Source organism: Anaerotignum faecicola (genome assembly GCF_003865035.1).
Classification (GTDB): domain Bacteria; phylum Bacillota; class Clostridia; order Lachnospirales; family Anaerotignaceae; genus Anaerotignum_A; species Anaerotignum_A faecicola.
This window is the reverse complement of record NZ_BHVZ01000001.1, coordinates 960,354-986,542: the sequence shown is the minus strand read 5'-3', so window position 1 is coordinate 986,542 and position 26,189 is coordinate 960,354. Positions and strand designations below refer to the sequence as shown.

The 26,189-nt window shown below is 48.4% G+C and carries 21 protein-coding genes, 1 tRNA gene, 1 pseudogene and 1 riboswitch; of the genes and pseudogenes, 20 read left to right on the top strand and 3 right to left on the bottom strand.

What is annotated here, in order from left to right:
• The first annotated feature begins 41 nt into the window (after positions 1–41).
• Positions 42–2,360, top strand: a complete 2,319-nt coding sequence (locus EJE48_RS04800) for an S-layer homology domain-containing protein (RefSeq protein ID WP_118581332.1) — start codon at positions 42–44, stop codon at positions 2,358–2,360.
• Between the two features lie 55 nt (positions 2,361–2,415).
• Here EJE48_RS04800 and EJE48_RS04795 read toward each other — a convergent pair whose 3' ends face one another.
• A complete protein-coding gene (locus EJE48_RS04795; protein ID WP_118581330.1) occupies positions 2,416–3,078 on the bottom strand; it encodes a Crp/Fnr family transcriptional regulator in 663 nt (220 codons plus the stop codon).
• Positions 3,079–3,164: 86 nt separating this feature from the next.
• Between EJE48_RS04795 and EJE48_RS04790 the strand changes: the two genes are divergently transcribed.
• From EJE48_RS04790 to EJE48_RS04705, 18 genes and pseudogenes are all read left to right on the top strand, one after another.
• Complete coding sequence (locus EJE48_RS04790) at positions 3,165–3,881, top strand: ATP-binding protein (RefSeq protein WP_118581327.1); 717 nt, start codon at positions 3,165–3,167, stop codon at positions 3,879–3,881.
• Positions 3,882–3,913: 32 nt separating this feature from the next.
• A complete protein-coding gene (gene hcp, locus EJE48_RS04785; RefSeq protein WP_174707767.1) occupies positions 3,914–5,509 on the top strand; it encodes a hydroxylamine reductase in 1,596 nt (531 codons plus the stop codon).
• A 196-nt stretch (positions 5,510–5,705) separates the two neighbouring features.
• Positions 5,706–5,781: riboswitch (cyclic di-GMP riboswitch) on the top strand.
• A 105-nt stretch (positions 5,782–5,886) separates the two neighbouring features.
• Positions 5,887–7,128, top strand: coding sequence for a leucine-rich repeat protein (locus EJE48_RS04780; RefSeq protein WP_118581324.1), 1,242 nt, complete (start codon positions 5,887–5,889; stop codon positions 7,126–7,128).
• 20 nt (positions 7,129–7,148) lie between these two features.
• Entirely contained in the window at positions 7,149–9,788 is a 2,640-nt protein-coding gene (locus EJE48_RS04775) for a leucine-rich repeat protein (RefSeq protein ID WP_148095970.1), read from the top strand.
• Between the two features lie 115 nt (positions 9,789–9,903).
• Positions 9,904–9,991 (top strand) — tRNA-Ser (locus tag EJE48_RS04770).
• Positions 9,992–10,776: 785 nt separating this feature from the next.
• Positions 10,777–11,046 carry a branched-chain amino acid ABC transporter permease gene (locus EJE48_RS04765; RefSeq protein WP_124984336.1) on the top strand — a complete coding sequence of 90 codons (270 nt, stop codon included), beginning with the start codon at positions 10,777–10,779 and terminating at the stop codon, positions 11,044–11,046.
• Between the two features lie 14 nt (positions 11,047–11,060).
• Positions 11,061–11,282, top strand: coding sequence for a hypothetical protein (locus tag EJE48_RS04760; protein ID WP_124984335.1), 222 nt, complete (start codon positions 11,061–11,063; stop codon positions 11,280–11,282).
• Positions 11,279–11,911 (top strand): NlpC/P60 family protein, encoded by a 633-nt coding sequence (locus EJE48_RS04755; protein ID WP_124984334.1) that lies wholly within the window; start codon positions 11,279–11,281, stop codon positions 11,909–11,911. The genes EJE48_RS04760 and EJE48_RS04755 overlap by 4 nt, the downstream gene beginning before the upstream one ends.
• A gap of 793 nt (positions 11,912–12,704) precedes the next feature.
• Positions 12,705–13,904: a pyridoxal phosphate-dependent aminotransferase gene (locus EJE48_RS04750; RefSeq protein ID WP_118581309.1), complete on the top strand. Its 1,200-nt coding sequence runs from the start codon at positions 12,705–12,707 to the stop codon at positions 13,902–13,904.
• Positions 13,905–14,145: 241 nt separating this feature from the next.
• Positions 14,146–14,628, top strand: coding sequence for a C-GCAxxG-C-C family protein (locus tag EJE48_RS04745; RefSeq protein ID WP_016407313.1), 483 nt, complete (start codon positions 14,146–14,148; stop codon positions 14,626–14,628).
• A gap of 64 nt (positions 14,629–14,692) precedes the next feature.
• On the top strand, positions 14,693–15,745 hold the full coding sequence (locus EJE48_RS04740; protein ID WP_016407314.1) for a stalk domain-containing protein: 1,053 nt from the start codon (positions 14,693–14,695) through the stop codon (positions 15,743–15,745).
• Positions 15,746–15,812: 67 nt separating this feature from the next.
• Positions 15,813–16,760 (top strand): choloylglycine hydrolase, encoded by a 948-nt coding sequence (gene bsh, locus EJE48_RS04735; RefSeq protein WP_016407315.1) that lies wholly within the window; start codon positions 15,813–15,815, stop codon positions 16,758–16,760.
• Between the two features lie 40 nt (positions 16,761–16,800).
• On the top strand, positions 16,801–17,379 hold the full coding sequence (locus tag EJE48_RS04730; RefSeq protein ID WP_118581306.1) for a Maf family protein: 579 nt from the start codon (positions 16,801–16,803) through the stop codon (positions 17,377–17,379).
• Positions 17,380–17,905: 526 nt separating this feature from the next.
• On the top strand, positions 17,906–18,439 hold the full coding sequence (locus tag EJE48_RS04725) for a helix-turn-helix domain-containing protein (RefSeq protein WP_118581514.1): 534 nt from the start codon (positions 17,906–17,908) through the stop codon (positions 18,437–18,439).
• Between the two features lie 25 nt (positions 18,440–18,464).
• Positions 18,465–19,478, top strand: a pseudogene (locus tag EJE48_RS12850) (ABC transporter ATP-binding protein); the annotation flags it as partial.
• 581 nt (positions 19,479–20,059) lie between these two features.
• A complete protein-coding gene (locus tag EJE48_RS04715) occupies positions 20,060–20,899 on the top strand; it encodes an ABC transporter permease (protein ID WP_118581303.1) in 840 nt (279 codons plus the stop codon).
• 3 nt (positions 20,900–20,902) lie between these two features.
• Positions 20,903–22,807, top strand: a complete 1,905-nt coding sequence (locus EJE48_RS04710) for an extracellular solute-binding protein (RefSeq protein ID WP_124984333.1) — start codon at positions 20,903–20,905, stop codon at positions 22,805–22,807.
• A 5-nt stretch (positions 22,808–22,812) separates the two neighbouring features.
• Positions 22,813–23,163 (top strand): hypothetical protein, encoded by a 351-nt coding sequence (locus EJE48_RS04705; protein ID WP_124984332.1) that lies wholly within the window; start codon positions 22,813–22,815, stop codon positions 23,161–23,163.
• 63 nt (positions 23,164–23,226) lie between these two features.
• Here EJE48_RS04705 and EJE48_RS04700 read toward each other — a convergent pair whose 3' ends face one another.
• Together EJE48_RS04700 and EJE48_RS04695 are read right to left on the bottom strand one after the other, a co-directional pair.
• Entirely contained in the window at positions 23,227–24,003 is a 777-nt protein-coding gene (locus EJE48_RS04700) for a sulfite exporter TauE/SafE family protein (protein ID WP_016407322.1), read from the bottom strand.
• A 36-nt stretch (positions 24,004–24,039) separates the two neighbouring features.
• Positions 24,040–24,294, bottom strand: a complete 255-nt coding sequence (locus EJE48_RS04695) for a TM1266 family iron-only hydrogenase system putative regulator (protein WP_016407323.1) — start codon at positions 24,292–24,294, stop codon at positions 24,040–24,042.
• 350 nt (positions 24,295–24,644) lie between these two features.
• On the opposite strand from EJE48_RS04695, the gene EJE48_RS04690 reads away from it, so the two are divergent.
• Positions 24,645–26,069, top strand: coding sequence for an amidophosphoribosyltransferase (locus EJE48_RS04690; protein WP_124984331.1), 1,425 nt, complete (start codon positions 24,645–24,647; stop codon positions 26,067–26,069).
• The last annotated feature ends 120 nt before the right edge of the window (positions 26,070–26,189 follow it).

Genomic DNA, 26,189 nt, shown 5'->3' with positions numbered 1-26,189 from the left:
AAAAGGAAATGACATGACAGCAATGGAGGGAGGAAAAACGAATGAAAAAACAAAGAAAACGGATTTACACGGCACTGCTTTGCACCTGCTTCCTGTTTTCTACGGCTTCTGTGCCGGTATCGGCGGCAGAAACGGAGCAGGAGGAGGAAATGATTACCCTGTCAAATACAAAGGAAGTCGTTACTGTGGAAAGCGTACAGGCTATGATTAACGCTTTGCCGGATGCGAAAGATATCAATGACGATAATATTGAGGAAGTGAGGACGCAGTTTCAAGCCGTTGTAGATGCAATGCAGCAGCTTACCGCCGAGGAACAGAGGAAACTTGATACATCACGTTATAGGAAAGTTGCTGCTGTGCTATATGGGCCGTTTTTGGGTGTCCCTATACCTATTCCCGGAACAGATGTTGAATGGATGATCAGCCAATACGAGGACGGGGTGCTTACGGACTGGACGCTTACCATATCAGGTGAGGGTGAAATGCCTGATTTTGGAGGTGCTGGCTATCCGGTTTGCCCGTGGGAGAACGAAAAGCAAAAGATTAAAAAGGTAATTATAGAGGAAGGCGTGACCAATATTGGTAAAAGCGCATTTCGTGGATGCTCGGAACTTGCCGAGGTACATATTTCCAAAACAGTCAAGAAGATAGGGGATTCTGCTTTTCAGGGCTGTACTGCCCTTACGCAAATTGATATTCCTGACAGCGTCAATTCTGTGGGATCGTTCGCATTTATTGGATGCACAAGACTTACGGAGGTTCATACCCATTGGAAGAATTCGTATGAAATCAACTTTGGATTATTCGTATTTTATGAGTATGGGGATTCCTGGCCCGAGAATCGAGTGATATATGTTCCTGACGGGTATAAGGACAATTTTAAAAGCAATCCAAATGGGGCATGGGGTGCGTGGAATGTACAGGGCGAAAATTACACCGTTTCTTTTGACGGCGGTAACGCATCTGGCTACATGCAACCGGTTGGGACATCCGGAGATTATACCCTTCCGGATTGTGGCTTTACATATGATACGGCTGCTTTTGAATATTGGGCACTGGAGAGTTCTGACGGAAAGAAAGCGGGCTGCCCGGGTGACGTTTTCCCTGTTACGGAGGATGTGGTGCTTTACGCCAACTGGACACTGATCATAGTGATACCGGACCCCGAACCTCCGATAGTATGTATCCACGAATGGGGCAAATGGACTTCCAACGGCAATGGGACGCATACCCACATCTGCTTGAACAACAGCAGTCACACCGAAACGGGCAACTGTTCCGGCGGTACGGCTACCTGTACGGAGAAGGCTGTCTGCGAAATCTGCAATGCAGCCTACGGCGAATTAAACGCAAGCAATCATACGGGCGGCACTGAGGTGCGCGGCAGAGTTGAGGCCACCACCAGTGCGGACGGCTATACGGGTGACACCTACTGTAAGGGGTGCAAGACCAAGATTGCGACAGGTGAGAGTATTCCGAAAAAAGACAGCGGCGACAGTCCAAGCGGCGGGAGTTCGAGTGGCGGCAGTTCAAGCAGTAGCGGCAGCGGTGGCGGTGGCGGCGGCACGACCTACTACACGCTGACCTTTGAAACCAACGGCGGCGGCAGCATGCAGGCAATCCGCGCCGCTCGCGGCAAAACGCTTGACCTTTCCGCCTATACCCCGATGCGCGACGGCTATGACTTCGGCGGCTGGTATGCCGACAAGGATTTGACGCAGAGGATTACGGAAATCAAGCTGAGCGGCAGCAAAACGGTTTATGCAGACTGGAAAAAGAGAGAGCCGGACGCAGTGAAGAATCCCTTTGCGGATGTCAATGCAGGCGATTGGTTTTATCGGGATGTTTTGTTTAGCTACGAAAAGGGTCTGATGTCCGGCATGGATGCGGCAGCCTTTGCACCCTATGCGAACACCACCCGTGCGCAGATTGCGGTAATTTTCTACCGCATGGAGGGCAGCCCTGCTGTCGAGGGAGAAAACAGCTTTGCCGATGTTGTGCGTGGCTCCGGTACGGCATGGTTTTATGATGCGGTGACATGGGCACAGCAAAACGGCATTATGGGCGGCTACGACAACAGCAGCTTTGCCCCGAATGATCCGATTACCCGTGAACAGCTTGCGGCGATTTTCTATCGCTACGCGCAGTATAAGGGCTATGATACCACACAGGGCGGCATGGCAATTCGGGAGTTCGACGATTACGAGAGCATTTCCGATTATGCGATGGGCGCGATGGCGTGGGCGGTGAATATCGGCCTTGTAAAGGGCGACAGCAATCTCCTTTATCCGAATGGCACTGCTACGCGTGCCGAGATTGCGGCGATGCTCCACCGCTTCGTTGAAAACGGAATGAAATAAGCAAACAAAAAGCAGAAGCTCCTGCGAAAAAGGAGTTTCTGCTTTTTTATTGGCGTTATACCTTCAAAACGAAATGGTTTTTATGAAAATCCAGCAGACCCTCATCCCGCATTTTCCCAAGCTCCAGCGAAAGTCCGCTGCGCTCCACCGCGAGGTAATCCGCAAGCTGCTGTCTGGAAAATGGAATATCGAATTCATATTTTCCGAGCCGCTGTGCCTCTGCGGAAAAATAGGACATCAGCTTTGCGCGCGTTGTGCGCTGCCCCATGTGGGTCAGCTTTTCGCTGAAGCGCAGGTTTTTCTCTGCCAGCTCGCCAAGCAGATTTCGGATGATATGGTTATGATGCGTGCAGGCGGAGGAGCACACATGCAGCACACGCTTTATGTTCAAATACAGCACCGTAACAGCCGTTTCTGCTACAACGCTTACATTCAGCACAGAGCCGGGCGCGCAGGCATAGGCGGCGGCAAAGGTCTGCCCCACCCCTGCCTTGGAAATGATGTTGCGGTTGCCCCAGATGTCCTCCTGTATGATTAGAATACTGCCGGACAGCACCAGACCGATGGCATCTGCCGTATCCCCAATGCGCAGCAGCAGGGCATCCTTGGGGAAGCTTTCCCTTCTTGTTTCCAGACAGGAGAGCATTGCGGTCAGTTCCTCCTCGGAAACGCCCGAAAAAAGCTGAGAGGAACGGATGATGGGAAAAAATTCTTTCATAAAAACCCTCTTTTCGTTGAAAATTCAACAGACTTGTTGAATTTAGCATACTATAATGAAAACAAAAAAGCAAGGAGGTTTTTATTGTGAAAAGAAGAATCATTGAAATTGATCAGAATAAATGCAATGGCTGCGGTGCCTGTGCCGCCGCTTGTCACGAAGGCGCAATCGCTATGGTAAACGGGAAGGCGCAGCTGATGCGCGATGACTACTGCGATGGTCTGGGCGATTGCCTGCCTACCTGCCCCACTGCCGCGATTACCTTTGTGGAGCGCGAAGCGGCAGCGTATGATGAAAAGGCAGTGGAGGAAAATAAGCGCAGAAGGCTACAGGAAAAAATGCAGACAGAAGGGATGACACTTCCCTGCGGATGTCCGGGAAGTCAGTCCAGAACAATCGCACACGAAGAATCCGCCGCGGCTTGCAATACAGAGGCGGTCAGCCGCCTGTCCCAGTGGCCTGTGCAGATTAAGCTGGTTCCTGCACGCGCACCGTATTTTGACGGCGCAAAGCTGCTGATTGCCGCAGACTGCACCGCGTATGCCTATGCCGCCTTCCACGAAAAATTCATCAAGGGACATATCACCCTTGTGGGCTGTCCGAAGCTGGACAGTGTGGATTATTCCGAGAAGCTGACCGAAATCATTCGTGAGAATGATATCAAAAGCGTCACCATTGTCCGCATGGAGGTTCCTTGCTGCGGCGGTCTGGAATTTGCGGCAAAAACGGCATTACAGCAGAGTGGGAAATTTATTCCATGGCAGGTTGTGACCATCTCCACAGATGGCAGAATTCTGGATTAAAAAGAGGACAAAGAAGAAAGCGAGGGTTTCAAATGGGCAACAAAATGTTTTGTTTTCAGTGTGAGCAGACGGCAGGATGTACCGGCTGTATGGGAAATGCAGGCGTTTGCGGCAAAACTGCTGATGTGGCACAGCTGCAGGATGAGCTGACAGGGGCGCTGATTGGGCTTGCGCGCGCAACGGACAATGCCCCCGATGTGAATGACGGCACATGGCGGCTGATGATTGAGGGATTATTTACCACCGTTACAAATGTAAGCTTCAACGAAAAGACACTGCGCGAGCTGATTGACCGCGTACATGCGGAAAAGGCAAGGCTTGTGCCCGACTGTTCGGACTGTGCTGCTCCGTGCGGTCGCGCTGCCGATTACGATATGACGAATCTCTGGAATGCGCAGGAGGATATCCGCAGCCTGAAATCCCTGATTCTGTTCGGGGTGCGCGGCATGGCGGCCTATGCGCATCATGCCCTGGTGCTGGGCTATACCGATGATGCGGTGAACGATTTCTTCGCAAAGGCGCTTTTTGCTGTCGGCGAGGATTGGGGCATGGAGGAGCTGCTGCCCATCGTGATGGAGGTCGGTGAGAAAAACCTCAAGTGCATGGCGCTTCTGGATCAGGCAAATACCGAAAGCTACGGCACGCCGGCACCTGTTACCGTTCCGCTGACTGTGGAAAAGGGGCCGTTTATTGTGATTTCCGGTCACGATCTGCATGATCTCAAGCTACTGCTGGAGCAGACCGAGGGCAGGGGTATCAATATTTATACCCATGGCGAAATGCTGCCTGCACATGGTTATCCCGAATTGAAAAAATATGCGCATCTCAAGGGCAACTTCGGCACAGCATGGCAGAATCAGCAGAAGGAATTTGCAGAGCTGCCTGCGCCGGTGCTGTTTACCACCAACTGCCTGATGCCGCCGAAGGCAAGCTATGCCGACCGCGTATTCACCACAGAGGTGGTATCCTATCCCGAAATGACGCATATCGGCGCGGATAAGGACTTCACCCCTGTGATCGAAAAGGCACTGGAGCTGGGCGGTTATGCCGAGGATAGGATGCTTACAGGCATCAATGGCGGCAATACAGTGATGACAGGCTTTGCCCGCGGCACGGTGCTTGGGGTGGCGGATAAGGTCATCGAGGCAGTGAAAGCCGGCGCAATCAGACATTTCTTCCTTGTTGCAGGCTGCGATGGGGCACGTCCCGGGCGCAATTATTATACGGAGTTTGTAAAGCAGACCCCTGCGGATACGGTTGTGCTGACGCTTGCCTGTGGCAAATACCGCTTCAATGACCTTGACCTTGGCACCATTGGCGGTCTGCCCCGTCTGATGGATATCGGGCAGTGCAATGATGCTTACAGTGCGATTCAGATTGCCGTTGCGCTTGCCGATGCGTTCGGCTGCGGCGTGAATGATTTGCCGCTGTCCATGGTGCTTTCCTGGTATGAGCAGAAGGCGGTGTGTATCCTGCTGACCCTGCTGTATTTGGGCATCAAGAACATTCGCCTTGGCCCGACTTTGCCGGCATTTGTTTCGCCCAATGTGCTGCAGTACCTTGTGGAGAATTTCGGGATTGCACCAATCACGACTCCGGAGGCGGATTTGAAGCAGCTGCTGCAGTAAAATAAGATATCTCTCATGAAAAGGCAACCCAAATGGGTTGCCTTCTTTTTTATTGTAGTGCCTTTAAACGAAACAAAACCACCCTCTTACGAAAAAATATTACAAATTAGGATATTTTTTATAAATTAAGGTTGTAATAGAAATCCCTTTTTGCCATAATTCAAATTGCATAAAATAATAAATTCCGCAGAAAACAAGCATAATTCGGCAAAGTAGGCGAAAGCCTATGACGCAAAGCTACAGGGCCTTTCAACTGGCAGCCAGCTGCAAAAAAACGAGCATTGCCGGATAGGGGCGGTGCTTTTTCTGTTTGTGAAGAAAAAAGGAATTTATTCGCATTGGGTATAAAGAAAGTACAGATAAAGGGAGGAAAAAATATGAAGAAAAATTATTATGCGAAGGCACTTGCGCTGACCGTAGCGGCAAGTATGGTTTCTGTGCCGGCATTCGCGGCGGAGGGGACGGACGACCCTCAGGCACAGGAGAAAACGGTGGAGCAGGACGAGCAGAAAGGGGAAAAATCTGCGAAGGAAGAGCAGGAAAAGACTGAGCAGTCCGTAAAGGAAGAAAAGATAGAAGATGGAATTTCCGCAGCTTCTGATGATGACCAAGAAACTGCCGTTGCAGAAGGGGAAGTTTTTGCAAAAGGGGACTGCGGTGCAACGGAAGAAGATGAGGTTTCGTGGGAACTGGTAAAGAATAACGATACATTATACCGCAAGGCGGAAGAAAACGGATATTCCTACGCAACAACAGCCGAGGACGGATACGAAGAAGTAGGTGGCTATACCCTAACCATTTCGGGCGAAGGCAACATTGCAGATTACTACGGGAAAAATATTACGATTGATAGCTTTGAGGGGGATATTGCTCCTTGGAGAAGAGCCTTACTCAGCGATGTCGAGGCTGACAGAACAACACAGGAGGTTGTTCCAATCACAAAGGTTATTGTAGAAGATGGCATTACAGGAATCGGTACAGATGCATTTTCTTATTTGGCGCTGAATGGGACAATTACATTTAATGAAAACGTAACCCATTACGGCAGCGGTGTTTATTCGTACTGCCCTTTGATTACGACGGTTGATTTTACAAATTTCAAGCCTAAAAATGTTTCGGATTATTGGATACCGGGTCATGAAATGCTGACAGGCAGTGCCGTTCCTTACGGATTTTTTGACAAAGATAAAAGTCTGAATACCTGTATAGTAGATGGAAAAACCTACACCGGTGAGCTTGCTCTGCCGGAATGGATTGATACCATCTGTACAGCAGCATTCCGCGGAACGGGATTTGACACAATCAATTTTGACGATGGTTTGAAGGATATAAAAGAAGTAGGCCCCTATGGTATGAGTAATCTGGCAAATATTGATACATTTACCTATCCGGGGAATGTGGACTTTTATAGCGGCGAGAATCCAAACGGCGGCAAAACGTCCAGTGTTGTATTAACTGGAAGCGGCGTAAAAACTCTGATTATTCGGAATGATGTAAAGGAACTGCCCGACCTTTTCGCTTATCAGCTGAAAGAGTTAAAGAAAATTATCTTTGAGGGAGAAGTAGAGAGTATTGGGGCTCGAATGCCTTCGGCGGATGCGAAAAGCTGGAATCCGTAGAGCTTGGTAAAGTGAAATCCATGGGGAGGGGTGTATTTATCAACTGTCCTTCTCTGAAATCCCTTAAAATCGAAGGGGATGAGGGCTTGGTTCTTTCTTCTGATACTGTAGGGACTTGGGGAAAAGACTATCCCGGTGCCGCACCCTTGGAAACCTTTGAACTGGGAGCAGGGACAATCAATTTCAATTTGAAAGAGAAAAAGGCTACTCTTAAAGAGGTAAAGCTTGGTGACGGTGTAAAGAATATTCCCAATAATTTCTTAAGTGAATGTACCAATTTGGAAACTCTTGAAATCGGAAACGGTATTACAAAAATCGGGAACCATGCTTTTGAACATACAAATATTACAAGTATTACGATTCCGGACAGCGTAACAGCTATCGGGGAACAGGCATTTAACGGATGCACTTCTCTTACGGAGGTAAATATTTCAAAGAATTCTAAACTTGAAACAATCGGGAATCGTGCTTTTCAACAGACAAGCATTACAAGCATTGCAATTCCGGACAGCGTAACAGTTATTGGGAAACAGGCATTCAATAGATGTACTTCTCTTGCAGAGGTAAATATTTCAAAGAATTCTAAACTTGAAACAATTGAAGACGGTGCGTTTTATGATACAAGGGTGCTGAAAATGTATCTTCCCGGCGGAGTAAAAACGCTTGGTGTCGGTGCTTTCCAGAGAACACCTGTGAAAATTTATGATATGAGTGATGTCTATTCTTCTGATTTTACCATCGGGGATTGGTGCATCAATAACTGGTATAATACTAAAGAAGGCGAAGTGGCACCTGAATGGGCAAATAATCATAAGGATATTTATGTAAATAACAACGACATCTTAAATGCCTTATTAGCTAAAAATAAAGCCGGTTCTGTGACTAAAACCTGCTATGTGACAAACGGCGGAACAGTTGATATGACAAAGACAGGTTTTGAGGCTGTTTCTCGTCCGGGCTATACTGTGGAATGGCACAAAAACGCAGACTTTTCCGATGCGGCATATACAGGTAAGCCTAAGGACAGCGAAAATTATTATGCAAAATGGACTTTGAAGGATTCTACAAATACGATTGAAGTTACTTATGATGCGAATATCAGCGGTGTAACGGCAAAAACGTATGCTGAAATTAAAGGAAATGAGCATCTTGCAAAAGCAAGCAGCTTTAGACGTGCCGGTTATACATTTACCGGATGGAACACAGCGAAAGATGGCAAAGGCACTGCCTATGCGGTTAGTGATATTATTCCCACGACCGCGGATATTACCGTTTATGCGCAGTGGAAGCTGAATGCACCTACAGTTTCCGTAACAGGCAATGCGACAAAGCAGTATGACGGCGGGAATGTTACTCTCACAGCGGCAACGTCTGTTTCCGGTGTTACATATCAGTGGCAGAAGAACGGCGTAGCTATTGAAGGCGCAACAAAAGCTACATATACCGCGAAAAATGTTGCGGACAGCGGAAGCTATACCGTTAAGATTACGGATGCAGAAGGCAAAACAGCCGTAAGCAGTGCGACAGCAATTTCCATTACAAAGAAAGAAGTGGCAGTGCCTACGGTGGAAAGCAAGATCTATAACGGCACAGTATTGAAAGCAGATGTAACCGCAACAGCTGATTATGATGTTACAAAGAATGAAGGCGGAAAGAATGCCGGTGTGTATGATGTTGTTTTAACCTTGAAGGATGCAGATAATTATAAGTGGGCTGACAGCGAAGAAGCTGCAAAAACGATTCCTTTTACAGTTGCACCCAAGAAGGTAGAATTAACTGTAGATAATAGCACATTGAAAGGCGCAGGCAGTGTTACATTTACGGTTGACGGCGTTTGCAACGGAGATACAGCAAAGGTTGTATGCGACGTTGACAGCATTAAGGTAGAGGGCTTAAAGGCTTCTTTGCCGAATGCAACTATGGAGTATACATTTACAACAGACATGGGCGGCAATTATGAACCTGCAAGCTGTGTTGTTTCCGTAACACGCAGAAAATCCGGTTCTTCTTCCTCTGACACCTCCGCCCCGACCTACGGCGTAAGCACAGGTAAGACGGAAAACGGCGAAATCTCCGTTACCCCCGCGAAGGCAGAAGCCGGCGAAACAGTGACCATCAAGGCAACCCCCGACAGCGGCTATCAGCTGGACAAGATGACGGTAAAGGACAAAAACAACAGCGCCGTAAAGCTGAAAAAGGTGAACAATAACGAATACACATTTACCATGCCCGTCGGCAAGGTTTCCGTGGATGCGACATTCGTGCAGAAGGATGCGGCAGATGACAGCAACGCGGCTGAAGCAGGCAAGACCATTAAGCTGCAAATCGGCAGCCGTATCGTTAACGTGGATAACGAAGCGGTGATTTACGATGCTGCACCCGTCATCCGCAATGACAGAACTCTGGTGCCTATCAGAATTATCACCGAGGCTCTGGGCGGCAAGGTGGATTGGAACGGCGCGACCAAAGAGGTTACGCTCTCCATCAACGATAAGGAAATCAAGATGACCATCGGCAAGATGCTTGAAAAATACGGCGTTGCACCTGTTATCATCGACGGACGTACTTTCGTACCCGTGCGCTTCGTGGCAGATGAGCTTGGCGCAGAGGTTGCTTGGGATGAGGCAACCAAAACAGTGACAATCAAAACCGCTCGATAAGGCAATTCGGCGTTCATCAGAAATGGTGAACGCCATTTTTTTGTCCCGTTTGCGAAAAAGTATTTGACAACAGGGGGTGTTTTTGATATACTAACTATTGCAGTAGGCGTTTTGTGGAGATGTACTCAAGAGGCTGAAGAGGTGCCCCTGCTAAGGGTATAGGTCATTAACGTGGCGCGAGGGTTCAAATCCCTCCATCTCCGTAGAAAAGAGACTATCGAAGGATAGTCTTTTTTATTTTGCAAAATGGAACCCGAAGCGCCACGGTGGCGCGGGAGTAGAGGGCGACCGCTGCCGGTGGCAGGAGGAGGGAGCCCGAAACTGCGAGAAATAAGGAGCGCAACGACAGAGCAAAGCGAGGGAAAATGCGCGACTATATTTCGAGGTGGGCAGTTCAAATCCCTCCATCTCCGTAGAAAAGAGACTATCGAAGGATAGTCTTTTTTATTTTGCAAAATGGAACCCATAAGGTGCGCCCAGATAAGAAACCATGAATTCTGAAATGCTGAAAGGTACGTCTACTACGTCAGTTTTCCTTGACAGCCTAAGTCAAAGGATGCCTGCGGGAAACTTCCTTGTATCCGTAGCCTTTCCGCTATTTCATTTTCTTCATGTTTTCTTATTGGGGCACACCTTTGCGCCACGGTGGCGCGGGAGTAGAGGGCGACCGCTGCCGGTGGCAGGAGGAGGGAGCCCGAAACTGCGAGAAATAAGGAGCGCAACGACAGAGCAAAGCGAGGGAAAATGCGCGACTATATTTCGAGGTGGGCAGTTCAAATCCCTCCATCTCCGTAATGGAAAAGGCTATCAAAAATGGTAGCCTTTTTTCTTTTGTGAAAAAAGAACCCTTTTTTGTGGCGCAATGCAAATCATATTTTAATAGGAAGCTTTTTGGCGTTTCGATTCCCCGAAACGTCTTTTTTTATACCTTGAGACTCCCTGAGACTTGGCAGCTGCTATTCTCCATGACAGAAAGGAGGAGAGCAAAATGTATGTTACAGGGGACACGATTATCCGCTTTGCGACCGTTCTGGGAGCATTAGGCACGCTTGGAGCCCTGCTTTACCGCAGCTTTCACTGGATGGAGCAGCAGAAGGCACAGCAGGCGGAAATCGAGAACATCAAAAAGGAGCAGTGCGTTATATGCTACGGGCTTTTGGCAACACTGGACGGGCTCAAGCAGCTTGGCGCAAACGGCAATGTCAGTGATGCCTATCAGAGACTGGAAAAGCATCTGAATCAATCGGCGCACGAATGAAAGGGGGAAATGAAATGAAGGAATTCTGGAGAGAAGCCGTCGGAAATCTGCTGACGGTGAAAAGTATTGTAACATTGGTGCTGACGCTGGTATTTTCTGTTCTGGCAGTCACAAGCCGCATTGACGGTGGGCAGTTTCTGAATATTTTTTCGATTGTGATTGCATTTTATTTCGGCACACAGCACAGGAAAAGCATGACACAGGAAGTGACACAGGAAAAGGGGGATGCGGAATGACGGGGCATGAATTGGTTGCATTTGCGAGAGGAAAGCTTGGCACGCCTTATGTTTATGGCATGAAGGGCGAGGTGCTGACACAAAAGACGTATGACCGACTGAGAATCCTCTTTGGTCCTCTGGTCTGGGAGAGCGACGCGGCGAAAATCGGGCAGGTTTGTGTAGATTGCAGTGGTCTGATTTCGTGGGGGACAGGCATCCTCCGCAATTCGCAGGGCTATCATGACACAGCAGATGCGGTATTCCCCATCGCGACCATCGGGCAGGCACCCATTGGGGCGGCGGTCTGGCGCAAGGGGCATATCGGCATTTACATCGGCGGCGGAAAATACATCGCGGCGGACGGCAGTGCCTATGGCGTGCGAATCGGCGCTGTTGCGGGCAGCGGCTTTACGCATTGGTTCCGCTTGAAGGACATTGCCTATGAAAGAAAGGAGGACGAAATGGTTACAAAGGAAACGATTTTTTATAATGATAAGGCGTATACCGTCAGCCTCATCCGCAAGGACGGCGTAACATACCTGAAGACCAGAGATATTGCGGAGATTTTAGGCTTAGCGGTCGGCAACAGGGGAAAGGCACCGGTCTTGGCAGACAAGCCTACTGGGGTCGACACAGTCGCCCCCTAAGTCGAAATCAGGATTTCGACTTGTTGAAACAGAAGAATAAACGGATAAGTTCCATCGGCTAAAAGCCTTGAAACTTCCCGTTTTCCTCAGCGGAACTACTGGCACTGCGTAGCAGCAGCCCTTTGGGCTGGTTTGTCAGCAAACTGCCATGCCGCCTGCGGATTTTATTCGGGAAACTACTTACCGCCCAAGAAGGGGCGGCAGGCAAAGCCTGCTTTGCGTAGCAAAGTAATGAACAGTTTGTTTCCCGAACCCTTCCGCGGCATCAAAATAACTTTGTCAATATTTTTATCCCTTTCAGATGAAAGGGATTTTTTGTTTAATTGAATAAAAATATAACAGTACGATTTTTTGTTTTTCCTGTGCGAAGGAAACAAAGAGCAGGAAAATTTTTCATCTGATATTGTTCAGTTTTCATTTTTGCCAATAAAAGCGTATTTTACTTTACCCAAAAAAGAGAAAATGAACTATTTTTCAGTCTGTTTTCCTCTTTTTCACAGAATGCGGTTGGACATTTTTTCGCATCGTTCAAAAAAATGTACGAAAAACTATACAAAAATACCTGAGTTTGTAGAAAATTTCACAGTACCCCTTGCCTTTCTCCGGAAAAGTGGTATACTGATACTGTATTCGGGTAGGGATTTTCAGGAATTCATTGTGCGATTGGATACACGCTGAACTTTTTTTCAGGATGTGGGTTGCGCGTATCTGCAGAATGAGCCGAAGATCCTCCGAGAAGAGTACGCAGTTCTTCAAATACAAAATATCTATATCAAAAGGAGAAGTGAAAAACATGAGAATTTCCGACAGAGTGCAGGCAATGCAGAACTCCCCTATTAGAAAATTTAACCCTATGGCTGACGCAGCTGAAGCAGCAGGCGTTAAGATTTACCACCTGAACATCGGTCAGCCCGATATCGAAACACCTTCCGTATTCTGGGAAGCAGTTAAAGGCTTTGACCAGAAGGTACTGGCTTACGCTGGTTCTTGGGGTCTGCCCGAACTGCAGGACGCTATCGTTGATTACTTCAAGAGATTCGACATGAATCTGGAAAGAAACGATGTTCTGATCACAGCAGGTGGTTCCGAAGCGCTGACACTGACATTCCTGTCCATCATCAACCCCGGTGATGAAGTTATCGTAGCTGAACCCTACTACACAAACTACCTGACATTCATTCAGGCTGCTGACGGTGTTGTAAAACCCGTTACAACATACGCTGAAGAAGGCTACAAATATGCAATCAAGGAAAGACTGGAAGCAGTTGTTACAGATAAGACAAAAATGATTTCCATCGTTAACCCCGGTAACCCTACAGGCTGCATCCTGTCCAGAGAAGACATGAGAGTGATCGCTGACTTCGCTAAAGAACATGATCTGTGGATCCTGGCTGACGAAGTTTACAGAGAATTCGCTTACGACGGCAGAGAAATGACATCCTTCGGTCAGCTGGCTGACATCGAAGACAGAGTTATCATCATCGACTCCGTTTCCAAGAGATTCTCCGCTTGCGGCGCTCGTATCGGCTGCATGGTTTGCAAAAACAAAGAATTCATGGCACAGGTATTCAAGATTGCTATGGGCCGTCTGTGTGTTCCTACTCTGGACATGGTTGGCGCAACAGCAATGTACAAACTGCCTGCTGACTTCTTCAATAGCGTAAGAGCAGAATATGAACACAGAAGAGACGTTGCTTATGATGCACTGATGAAGATTCCCGGCGTTGTTTGCCAGAAACCCGGCGGCGCTTTCTACATCACATGCAAACTGCCTGTTGAAAATACAGAAGATCTGCTGCTGTTCCTGCTGAACGAATTCAGAGAAAACAATGAAACAGTTATGTACGCTCCCGCTGAAGGCTTCTACGCAACACCCGGTCTGGGCAGAGACGAACTGCGTATCGCTTACATCCTGAAAGCTGAAGATATGGCTAGAGGTATTGAACTGCTGGGCAAAGGTATCGAAGCATACAAAGCAAAAGGCGGCAAATAATTCAAGCTACATAAATTGAGTTAAGCATTGGCTTTGCACATGTTAGGGCACTCCGTTTGGAGTGCCCTTTCTCTATGCCGAAAAGCAACGAAACAAATCTGTTATATCCGTTACAAATGCTTAACAGATTTACAACAGATTTATGACAAATTGCACGATTTCTTTCTTTTTTTCGGTGCTTGTGGTATGATGAAAAAAATGAGTTATGGGGTTTTTTAGGAATTTTAAGGAGGTTTTGCAAATGGAGGAAAATAGAGAATTGACAAGAGCGGAGATTGTGGAGCAGGATGCAAAGGAATGTTTCAAGCAGGGTCTGAACTGTTCGGAATGTGTGATGACGGCATTTCTGAATCATTTTGACACAGGGCTGCCCAAGGAGGTTGTAAAGCTTGCAACCGGCTTCGGCGGCGGCATGGGGCATACAAAAAACACCTGCGGCGCGATTACGGGCGCGGTTATGGCGCTGAGTGCCATTGTGGGCAGAGAAAATCCTGCGGCAAAGGAAACGGTAGGCGAGAGAATTACCGAATTGCAGCAGGGCATTTATCCCATTGTCGGCAAAATGGTAAATGAAATCAAGGATGAATACGGCACACTGATCTGCTCTGAGCTTTCTAATCCCTTCGGTGATTTCGCATGCAAGGAAAGAAAGAAAAACTGCATGACTATGATTATGCACTGCGCAAATCTGGCGGCGAAATATGCAGAAGAAGCGCAGAAATAAAAAGCAATTATAACGTAATATAAAAGGAATATTGTAATAACGAACATAAGATTTGGTGATTGAGATGAAAAAAGTATTTTTGGGGCTTCTGGCAGCACTGATGCTTACCGTGCCTGCCTTTGCCCATCCGTTGATTACGGTTTATGTAGATGGAGAACAGTTAAGCTTCGACCAGCCGCCCATCATTCAGGATGACCGCACACTGGTACCCATGCGGAAAATCTTTGAGGCACTGGATGCACAGGTAATCTGGGATGAAGCAGACCAGACGGTTATGGCAATGCACAATGAGGATATCATTATGCTGCAGATTGGCGAAGCAGGTCTGTATAAAAACGGCGAATTGGTTTATACCATGTCTGTCCCTGCGCAGATTATCAATGACCGCACACTGGTGCCTCTGCGCGCCGTTGCGGAAAGCCTTGGCGCATCCGTTGCGTGGGATGGCGTGAAATATGTCATTGATATCCATTCGGACGGCACCTCCAAAAAGCCTACGGGCAGTGAGCAGCAAGCACCGCAGGTTGGCGGCTATACGTCCTCTGTCCTTGCGGCGGACGGCACAGAGGTGTTGCATGTGGAGCTGAAATGTGACGAGGTTGCGGGGCAGGCGGCAGTCAATACTGCCATGGCACAGGCTACCTTCAACGAAGGCAAAGCCTTTTTGCAGACCTATAAGGCGCAGGCGTTGCAGGCATACGCCAATGATCCCAACGGCTTCCAGCCCTATTACTGCGTGGGTGCGTATAACGTGACACGCAGCACAAACGGCTATGCATCCTTCTTGGGAACGGTTTCCTCCTACGCAGGCGGCACAGAGCAGGCGCAGTATACCTCTCATACCTATGCCATGAGCAGTGGCAGGGAGTGCGCCTTGAGCGAGCTGGTTTCCGATAGTCAGGCGGATTTGCAGGCACTCTGGAAGGCATCCTTTACAGCGCTGATTGAAGCGGACGAGGATGCGTTCTACAGCGATGCGGAAAGCAGATTGGCAAGAAGTCTGAATCAGGTGCAGTTCTACCTGACAGATAGCGGCATTGTTTTCTATCTCTCCCCCGGCATCATTGCCCCTGCGGCAACGGGTGCGGTGTCCTTTGAAATTGCATATCAGATTTAAGAAGAAGGCATAAAATAGAATTTTTTACGAAAAATAGAGAAATAAAAGAAAAAAGGAGGGAGTGCGGATGTGTACCGCAGTGAGCTATCACACCAAAGACCATTATTTCGGCAGAAATCTGGATTTTGAATGCTCCTATGGGGAGAGCGTGACGATTACCCCCAGACGCTTTTTGTTTAGCCTTCCCGAAGGGGCGGAATTTCGGACAAAGTATGCCATGATTGGCATGGCGCACGTTGCTGAGGGAACGCCGTTATATTATGATGTGGTCAACGAAAAGGGGCTTGCCATGGCAGGCCTGCTGTTCGCGGGCAATGCAGTCTATCAGAAGCGGCAGGAGGGGAAGGACAACATTCCCTCGTGGGCGCTGCTGCCTTGGATTTTGGGGCAATGCGAAACCGTAGCAGAGGCAAGGGAGCTTTTGGAGCGGATTGCAGTGACAGATGAGCCGTTCAGCGAGGCCTTACAGCCCAGCCCGATGCACTGGATGCTTGCGGATGCGGCGCAATGCCTTGTGATAGAACAAATGGCAGACGGACTGCATCTTTATGATAACCCGATTGGTGTTTTGGCGAATAATCCGCCCTTTCCCTTTCACAGAGAAAATATCAGGCAATATTTGAATGTTACCGCAGATCCGGCGCAGGATCGCTTCAGCGGACAGGAGCTGCTTTCCCCCTTCAGCCGTGGCATGGGTGGGTTTGGACTGCCGGGCGACCTTAGCTCTGCCTCTCGGTTTGTGCGGGCTGCCTTTGTGAAATTAAACTCTCGTTCCGCAGAGGGCGAAAAAGAGAGTGTCAGCCAGTTTTTCCATATTCTCGGTGCAGTGGAGCAGCAGAGAGGATGCTGCTATCTGGGCGAGGGAAAATATGAGATTACCATATACAGCTCCTGCTGCAATCTGGAGAAGGGGATTTACTATTATAAGACCTATGACAATCACAGCATTACGGCAGTGGAACTGCACAAGGAAAATCTGGACGGAGAGGAATTGATTTGTTATCCCTTGGCTTAAGCCGTTTCTCTCCTTTACGATACAATGCAAAAAGGAGGATATTATGGAACTGATATTGGCTTCGGCCTCACCGCGCAGGAAGGAATTACTGGAAAAAATCGGGCTGCCCTTTACGGTACAGCCTGCCAAAGGCGAGGAACGCATCACGCAGAAAAGCCCTGCGGCGGTTGTTATGGAATTATCCCGACAGAAGGCAGAGGAAATCGCAGCAGCGCAGACCGGGGATTGCATTATCATCGGGGCGGATACGGTGGTTGCTAAGGGCGAGAAAATCATGGGCAAGCCGAAGGACGCGGCGGATGCAAAGCAGATGCTCAGAAGCATTGCCGATGACTGCCATCAGGTCTATACGGGTGTCACGCTTATCCGCACGGGTGCGCATCCCCAAAGCGTCACCTTTCAGGAAAAAACAGACGTATGCCTCTATCCGATTTCCGATGCGGAGGCGGATGCCTATATTGCAAGCGGCGACCCGATGGATAAGGCGGGTGCGTATGGCATACAGGGCGATTTCGCGATTTATGTGAAGCGCATCGTAGGAGATTACTATAATGTGGTGGGTCTGCCGATTGGCAGAGTCTATCAGGAATTGAAGCGGATGCTTTTTGTCAAAAAATGAACGGTTTTTCACTTTTTTTTATGAAAAATGAAAGATTTGTCAGTCTTGTTGTTGACAGACAATAAAAAATAGTTTGTTTAATGATGAAAATTTGTGCATTTATTTGGTTGACACTAAAATATATTTTAGTTATACTTGTAGACGTTAAAAGTAATAGCTTCCATATATACAATTTACTTACCTTCCCCCCTGAAGTACCGTTCAGGGGTATTTTTTTGCCTGCGGCTAAGTCAAAAACAGGTTTTTGACTTGGGGGACAGAGGAATAAACGAATGGGTTCCGGCGGCGGAGCCTGGAAACCCATCGTTTTCCTCGGCGGAACTAAATTCCGCCTGCGGAGTTAATTCGGGGAAGAATTCCCCGAACCCCTCTTTCTGTTCTCGCTGTTTTCTATAAAAGTTTAAAATATTAAACTTTTTGTTTATTTTCTCTTGATTTTTTTCCTATTTTCGATATAATAGTCTGGGTTTAGTAAAAATATTCTGAAAGTTTAGCAATACTAAAACAGGAAAGGAAGATGACTGCTGTGGAAATTGGCAGGAAAATTAAGCAATTACGCATACAGAAGGGGCTGACGCTGGAGGAGCTTGCCAGCCGCAGCGAGCTGACAAAGGGCTTTCTTTCTCAGCTAGAGCGAGAGCTGACCTCGCCCTCCATCGCAACCCTGAACGATATTGTAGAGGCGTTGGGCAGCTCCTTAGCGGAGTTTTTCAAGGAGGAGGAGCAGGAGCAGCTTGTCTTTCATAAAAAGGATTTTTTTGTGGATGAGCGCGAAATCTACACCATCAACTGGATTGTGCCGAATACGCAGAAAAACGCCATGGAGCCCATTCTGATAGAGCTGCCGCAGGGCGGAGATTCCTTCGTGATGGACCCCCACAGCGGCGAGGAATTCGGCTATGTCCTGGAGGGAGCGATTATCCTTATGGTCGGGGAGGAAAAGCATATCGTCCATAAGGGCGAAACCTTCTATCTTTCGGGCAAAAGCCGCCATTATCTGAAAAACGAGAAGAAAACAACCGCAAAGGTGCTTTGGGTTTCCACGCCGCCTTTGTTTTAAGTATTGAGTACAAGGAGGATATGAAATGAAGAAAAAGCTGATTCAGTTCAAAAATATCGTCAAGAGCTATGAGGACGGCAAGGTCGTTCTGAAGGGAATTGACCTTGATATTTACGAAAATGAATTTGTGACGCTCCTCGGCCCTTCCGGCTGCGGGAAAACAACGCTTTTGCGTATTTTGGGCGGCTTTTTGCAGGCAGATCAGGGCGAGGTGCTGTTTGACGGGCAGGAAATTTCCAAGCTGCCCCCCTATAAAAGAGAAATCAACACGGTATTCCAGAAATATGCCCTTTTCCCCCACATGAATGTGTATGATAACATTGCCTTCGGCTTGAAGCTGAAAAAGGAGCCGAAGGACATCATCGAGCAGAAGGTAAAGCGTATGCTCAAGCTGGTAAATCTGGAGGAATTTGCGGACAGAAGCGTCACTGCCATGTCCGGCGGGCAGCAGCAGAGAATTGCCATTGCCCGTGCCTTAGTGAATGAGCCGAGCGTACTGCTTTTGGATGAGCCTCTTGGCGCGCTTGACTTAAAGCTCAGAAAGGAAATGCAGCAGGAGCTGAAAAAAATTCAGCAGGAGGTTGGCATCACCTTTATTTATGTGACACATGATCAGGAGGAAGCGCTGACCATGTCCGATAAAATCGTTGTCATGCGAGAGGGCGAAATTCAGCAGATTGGCAGCCCTACTGATATTTATAACGAGCCTGTCAATGAATTTGTTGCGAACTTCATCGGCGAATCCAATATCATTGAAGGTATGATGGTGGATGATTACAAGGTTGTGTTCGGCGGCAGACGCTTTGACTGCGTGGATAACGGCTTTGGTAAAAATGAGGTGGTTGATGTTGTCATCCGTCCGGAGGATTTGGATATTGTCCCCCGCGGCGAGGGCAAGCTGAAGGGCGTTGTGAAATCCGTTTTGTTTAAGGGCGTGCATTATGAAACCATGGTGGAAACAAAGGTCGGTACGGAAATCACCGTAAAAATGGCAGTTTCCAACGACAGCCCCGTTTATAACGAAGCGGCAAACGAAAAAATGTCCGCCAACGACTTCTATCTGGATATGGAGGACGTAGAGGAGCTGGACGAAGCAACCATCATTGCCCGTGCGGACGCGCAGGCATGGAATCCCGATGAGGATGAATTTATCTCCATCAAGGAGGTGGATTATGATATCAAAAAGGAAAACGGCAAATATCCCGTTACCTTCTCCACAGCCGCAGGCACCTCCGTTACGGTCAATATGATTGTAAAGGATGAAAACCGCGTGACAAGCACCGAAAACGAGGAAGAAATCTATGCCATGAACTTCTTTAAGAAGGTGGATGAAATTCAGGAAGCGGTTGCACTGGATACCGACCTGAAAACATGGGCGAATGCTTCCGCATGGAGCCTTGAGGATGACACAGCTGTTGAAATTACGGATGTCAAATATGATTTTGACCCCGAAACCATTACCCCCGGCATTTATGATGTGACCTTTGCCACAAAGGGGTATGAATATAAGATTGACACCACGGACAAGTTCGAGGTGGGCGATGAGGTTGGGCTGACCTTCCAACCCGAAGATATCCATATCATGTCGAAGAACAATTATTAAGAAAGGGGGCGTGATAAGTGAAACAATTTCGTAATATGCTCTATCCGTATGTGGTCTGGCTGTTTATCATGGTCTTAGTCCCCATGCTGATGATTTTATTATATGCCTTCACAACCGCAGGCAATGAGGTAACCACCTTCCGCTTCACTCTGGAGAACTTCTCCCGTTTTCTGACGGATACGGTTTTTCTGGATGTACTGAAGCGCTCCCTGCTGATTGCAGTTGTGACAACGGTGGTCTGCGTGCTTTTAGGCTACCCTATCGCCTATACGATTGCAAAGGGACCTGAACGCAGCGGCTTCTTCTGGATTATGCTGATTACTCTGCCGACATGGATTAACATGCTGGTGCGTACCTATGCGTGGGTGGGTATTTTGCAGGATGATGGTCTGGTGAACCGTTTTCTGGGGATGCTCGGCATTGGCTCCTTCCACATGCTCTATACCACCTTTGCAGTTGTTCTGGGGATGGTCTATAACTTCATTCCCTTTATGATATTGCAGATTCATTCCTCCCTTGCGAAGATGGATAAAAGTCTGCTGGAGGCGGCAAGCGACCTTGGCGCAACGCCCATGCAGAGCTTTCTGAAGGTGACACTGCCCCTTTCCCTGCCCGGTGTGCTGAGTGGGATTACGCTGGTGTTCCTGCCTGCGGTGTCCAGCTTCTTTATTCCGAAGCTTCTGGGCGGCGGACAGTATGTACTGGTCGGCAATGTCATTGAAACACAGTTCTTAACCAGCGGCGACTGGAACTTCGGCTCTGCCATTTCTCTGATTATGGCAGTGATCATTATGCTTTCCATGTGGCTGACGCGCAAGGTCGATACAGACCCTGCGGCAAACGGAAAGGGGGCGTAAGGGATGCAGGATAACCGAAAAACAGGCATCGGCGGGAAAGTCCTTCTGGCATTGACCATGATTTTTTTCTATCTGCCGATTCTGTATATCATTGTATTTTCCTTCAACGGCTCCCGTTCGCTGACACATCTGGAGGGGTTCTCTCTCCGTTGGTATGAAAAGATGTTCGCGGACAGCAATATGATGGAAGCTGTTGTCTATACCATCGTGATTGCGGTGCTGGCAACGGTGATTTCTACGATTGCAGGCACTCTGGCGGCAATCGGGATGTCCCGTTCCAAAAAAATTCTGCGCAATCTGGTAGATCAGGTGAATAATCTGCCGATTCTCAACCCTGAGATTGTAACCGCTATCGGGCTGCTGATGTTTTTCAGTGCCCTTGGCGTGAAAAAGGGCTTTGTGACGCTGCTTCTGGCGCATATTATGTTCTGTATCCCCTATGTGATACTGTCTGTTATGCCGAAGCTGCGCTCCCTTGACCCGAACCTTGCGGATGCCGCCATGGACTTGGGCGCAACGCCCTTTCAGGCACTGACAAAGGTTATTGTGCCGCAGATTCTGCCGGGTATTATCTCCGGCGCATTGGTTGCCTTTACCATGAGCTTTGATGATTTCATCATTTCTTATTTCGTAACGGGCAACGGTGTCCAGAATATCTCTATTCTGGTATACACCATGTCTAAGCGTGTCAACCCGTCCATCAATGCGCTGTCCACTCTGGTGATTGTGCTGATTACCGTTGCGCTGACGGTTGTGAATGTCATTCCCGTTATCCGCGAAAAGCAGGGCAAAAGCGGTGCAGCCCTCGGCAAGCGCGGCATGGCGGTTTGCATGGCGGTTGTGGTTGCCATCACAGGCGTGAGCATTGCCATGCTCAGAAAGGGCGGCGGTGCTTCTCCGCAGGATGCCATTGCGAAATATGGCTCTGATACCTTAAAGCTGTATATCCCCGGGGAATACATGAGCGAGGAGCTGATTCCAAACTTTGAAAAGGAATATGGGGTAAAGGTAATTGTGGAACTTTTCGATTCCAACGAGATGATGTATACGAAGCTGCAGGCAGGGGATTCCTATGACGTTGTCGTTCCCTCTGATTATATGATTCAGCGTATGCTTGCAGATGATGCCCTGCAGGAATTGGATAAAGACCTGATTCCCAATCTGGATAACCTGACCCCCGAGGTGAAGAATCTCCCCTATGACCCCGACAATACCTATTCTGTACCGTATTTCTGGGGCAGCGTCGGCATTATCTATAACCATAACAACGTAGACCCTGCCGAGGTGGAGGAGCAGGGCTTCGATATCCTGCGCAACCCGAAATATAAGGGGCATATCTATATGTACGATTCCGAGCGTGATGCCTTCATGGTGGCGCTCAAGGCGCTTGGCTATTCCATGAATACAAGCGATGCTGATGAAATTCAAGCGGCGTATGAGTGGCTGCTGGATATGAATAACACCATGAACCCGACCTACGTCACAGATGAGGTTATCGATGGCATGGCGAATGGCAATAAGGACATCGCGATTGTATACAGCGGCGACGCAACCTATGTCCAGTCCGAAAATGAGGACATGAGCTACTGGATGCCAAAGGAAGGCACAAACCTCTGGTATGATGCCATGGTGGTTCCCAAAAACGCACAGAATCCCCTTCTGGCGCAGGAATTCATCAATTATACACTGACCTATGAAGCGGCACTGGGGAATTCCGAATATGTCGGCTATAGCTCTCCCAATGAGGAGGTTATGCTGGAGCTGAGCGGCGAGGAGGGCATGTACGGCGCATACGAAGCCTATATCCCCCGTTCCGGCTACGAAAAGGATGAGGTATTCCAGGATAATCCCATTCTGAAAAAGAAGATTGCCGAGCTTTGGATTAAGGTAAAGGCTTCAAAGGGGTGAGAGGAATGTTTGAAAAATGCAGACTGATTTGCTTAGGCAATGACGCAGGCAAGCAGGCATGGCTTGCGGGCGGGGGAGAACCGGCACTGATTTTCTCTGCCAATCAGCTCAGGGGGCGGCTTGCCATCGGTGAGGCTTTGCCTGAACAGCTTGTGTTTGACGGCAGCCTGAAGGATTGTATCCATATTTTTTCGGAGCAGTCCATAGAGGAGGGCAGCGAGAAAATCAATGCCTATCTGGAGCAGGGCGCAGCCGAATGGACAGAAAACGGCTGGGAGCAGTTCACCTGCCGCACGGCGGTGCTTGGCTGCTGCAGTGGATTTTATCTTTCCATCGTCAATAAAAAAGACTTATAAGTCGAAATCAGGATTTCGACTTGCACGAAAAAAAGAGATGTGAGTTTCACATCTCTTTTTTATTTAGAAAAACATATCATAAATTACTTTAATAAACAGCAGCACGATTACCACAATCAGCATTTTGCGGATGACCGCCGCGCCTTTTTTTATGGCAACCCCTGCGCCTGCATAATTGCCGCAGATATTCAGCACTGCCGCAGGAATCGCAACCTTCCAATATACCGTTCCTGCCAGAATATACACTGCCAGAGAAGCACAGTTGGACGCAAGGTTCAGAAACTTTGCGTTTCCTGTTGCTGTCCGCATATCATATTTCAGAATCAGGCAGAAGGCAATCAGTGCAAATGTGCCTGTCCCCGGTCCGAATAGACCGTCATACAGCCCAATCAAGCCGCCAATCAGCACGGAAAGGGCATATTTTTTCCGCTTGCCGAATCGGTCGGAATGGTTATCGTTGCCCATGTTTTTGTTGATGAGCGTAATCACTGCCGCAACAGGCAGAATCACGAGAAGCATGGTTTTCAGCGTATGCGCATCCAGTACCAGCACGATTTTTGCCGCAATCGCGGAGCAGACAAACGCCCCTGCCGCTGCCAGCAGCCCCACGGGGATATCCACCATTTTGTTGCGGTAGTACCGCAGGGTGGCGATTGCTGTGCCGCAGGAGGATGCAAATTTATTGCAGGCATAGACCATGTGGACGGGCAGACCGCTGATGAGGTAGGCGGGAATGGTAATCAGACCACCGCCCCCTGCAATAGCATCCAGAAAGCCTGCCAGAAAGCTTGCAAGCATCAGAAAAACGAAGCTTTGCGTTGAAATAATCAGGTGAAGCATGTTTCATTCCTCTTTTGTGATAGCTTCTGAAGCTGCTCAGGCTTCGCTTGCCTTTGTGGTAACGGTTTTCGTGGAAACGCCGTCAAGCATCCCCAGCTTGCCGGAAAGTGCGCTTGTCACGCTGCCGGGGGCATCCATCACAATGCAGATGATGGAAACCTTGCGTTCTCTGTAGGGAATCCCCATGCGCCCCACGATGTAGCTGCCGTATTCATGCAGAAGATCGTTCACTGCTGCCGCCTGCGCTGTGTCCTCAATGATAATGCTGATAACGGAAATGCGATTTTCCATAGGTTTTTCCTCCTTATTTTCATAAAACGGTATCCAAAGAATACGCCGAACCCTTCGTTCGGTCACTACCTAGAAGGATAACAAATCTGCCGCCGCTTTGCAAGGAAAAACCATCCTTTCGCCGCCGTATAATAGCCATAATCAGAAAAACTTATCCTACTGATAAAAAATCCTTATCTTTTTTGGAAAATCTGCTATCATACGGCAAAAATCCCCTTTATTTTTCTCTGTTTCTATGCCGTTGTTTTGGTTGTATTACCTTTTTTTTTCGTTTAAAATAAAACTAGCGGAAAAAATTCTGCGGACTACAAAATAATACGGTTTGTTTTTTATACATAAGGAGGCACATCATGGGCGGCTTTTTTGGCGTAACAAGTAAAAATGACTGCGTTCTGGATATTTTCTTTGGCGTAGATTATCACTCTCATCTAGGCACAAAAAAAGGCGGTATGGCACTTCATAGTAAGGAAAAGGGATTTCAGAGAGAAATCCATAACATTGAAAACACACCCTTCCGTACAAAATTCGAGGATGATTTGTATGAATTTGAGGGCTGCGTTTCCGGCATCGGCTGTATCAGCGATAACGACCCTCAGCCCCTGCTTGTGCGTTCCCATCTGGGCACCTACGCTATTACCACCATCGGTGCGATTAACAATGCAGAGGAGCTGCTGCAGGCGGAATTTGATAAAGGGCATCAGTTTATGTCCCGTTCCACAGGCAACGTAAACGAGACGGAGCTGGTTGCAAGCCTGATTAACCAGAGGAGCGATCTCATCAGCGGCATCAAATATGCACAGGAGGCGATCGAAGGCTCTGTTACCCTTCTGATTCTGACGGAGGATGATGCAATCATTGCCGCAAGAGATAGACTGGGCAGACTCCCTGTTCTCATCGGGAAGGATGAGGAGGGCTATGCCGTTTCCTTTGAATCCTTCGCATATCAGAAGCTGGGCTATGAAAAGGATTATGAGCTTGGCCCCGGCGAAATCGTGAAAATTACCCCCGAAGGCTACAAAACCTTACAGCCTGCCGGCGAGGATATGAAAATCTGTGCCTTCCTCTGGAGCTATTACGGCTACCCTAACTCCAATTATGAGGGCGTTAATGTAGAAGTGATGCGTTATAAAAACGGCGAGATTATGGCGCGGGATGAAGCGGCAAGAGGAACACTCCCTGAGGTCGATTATGTCGCAGGTATCCCCGATTCCGGCGTGCCTCATGCCATGGGCTATGCGCAGGAAAGCGGCTATACCTATGCGCGCCCCTTCGTAAAATATACCCCGACATGGCCTCGTTCCTTCACACCTGCGAGCCAGAAAATCAGAAACCGCGTGGCGAAGATGAAACAGATTCCCGTACCCGAGCTGATCGAAGGCAAAAAGCTGCTCTTTGTGGATGACTCCATCGTTCGTGGTACGCAGCTTGGAGAAACCGTTGAATTCCTTTATAGCACCCATGCAAAGGAGGTTCACATGCGTTCTGCCTGTCCTCCCATCATGTATGGCTGCAAATATCTGAATTTCACAAGCAAGAGCAGTGAGGATGATTTGCTTGCACGCCGCATCATTCATGAATTGGAAGGGTTGCAGGGGGATGCGTATCTGGAAGAATATGCGGATGCCTCCACGGAAAGAGGGCAGTGCATGCTGAAGCGCATTTGTGAAAAGCTTGGCTTTGCTTCCCTTGGGTTCCAGTCTCTGGATGGTCTGCTGGAGGCAATCGGTCTGCCCAAAGAAAAGGTATGTACCTATTGCTGGAACGGGAAAGAATAAAATTGAAATAAAAAACAAACGAGGATATAAGAAAAGCCGAGAATCATTTGATTCTCGGCTTTTTGCGTGGGTGTGCGGCTGTCCGTGGGAATAAATGCACAGCCGCATACCGTAGTGCAG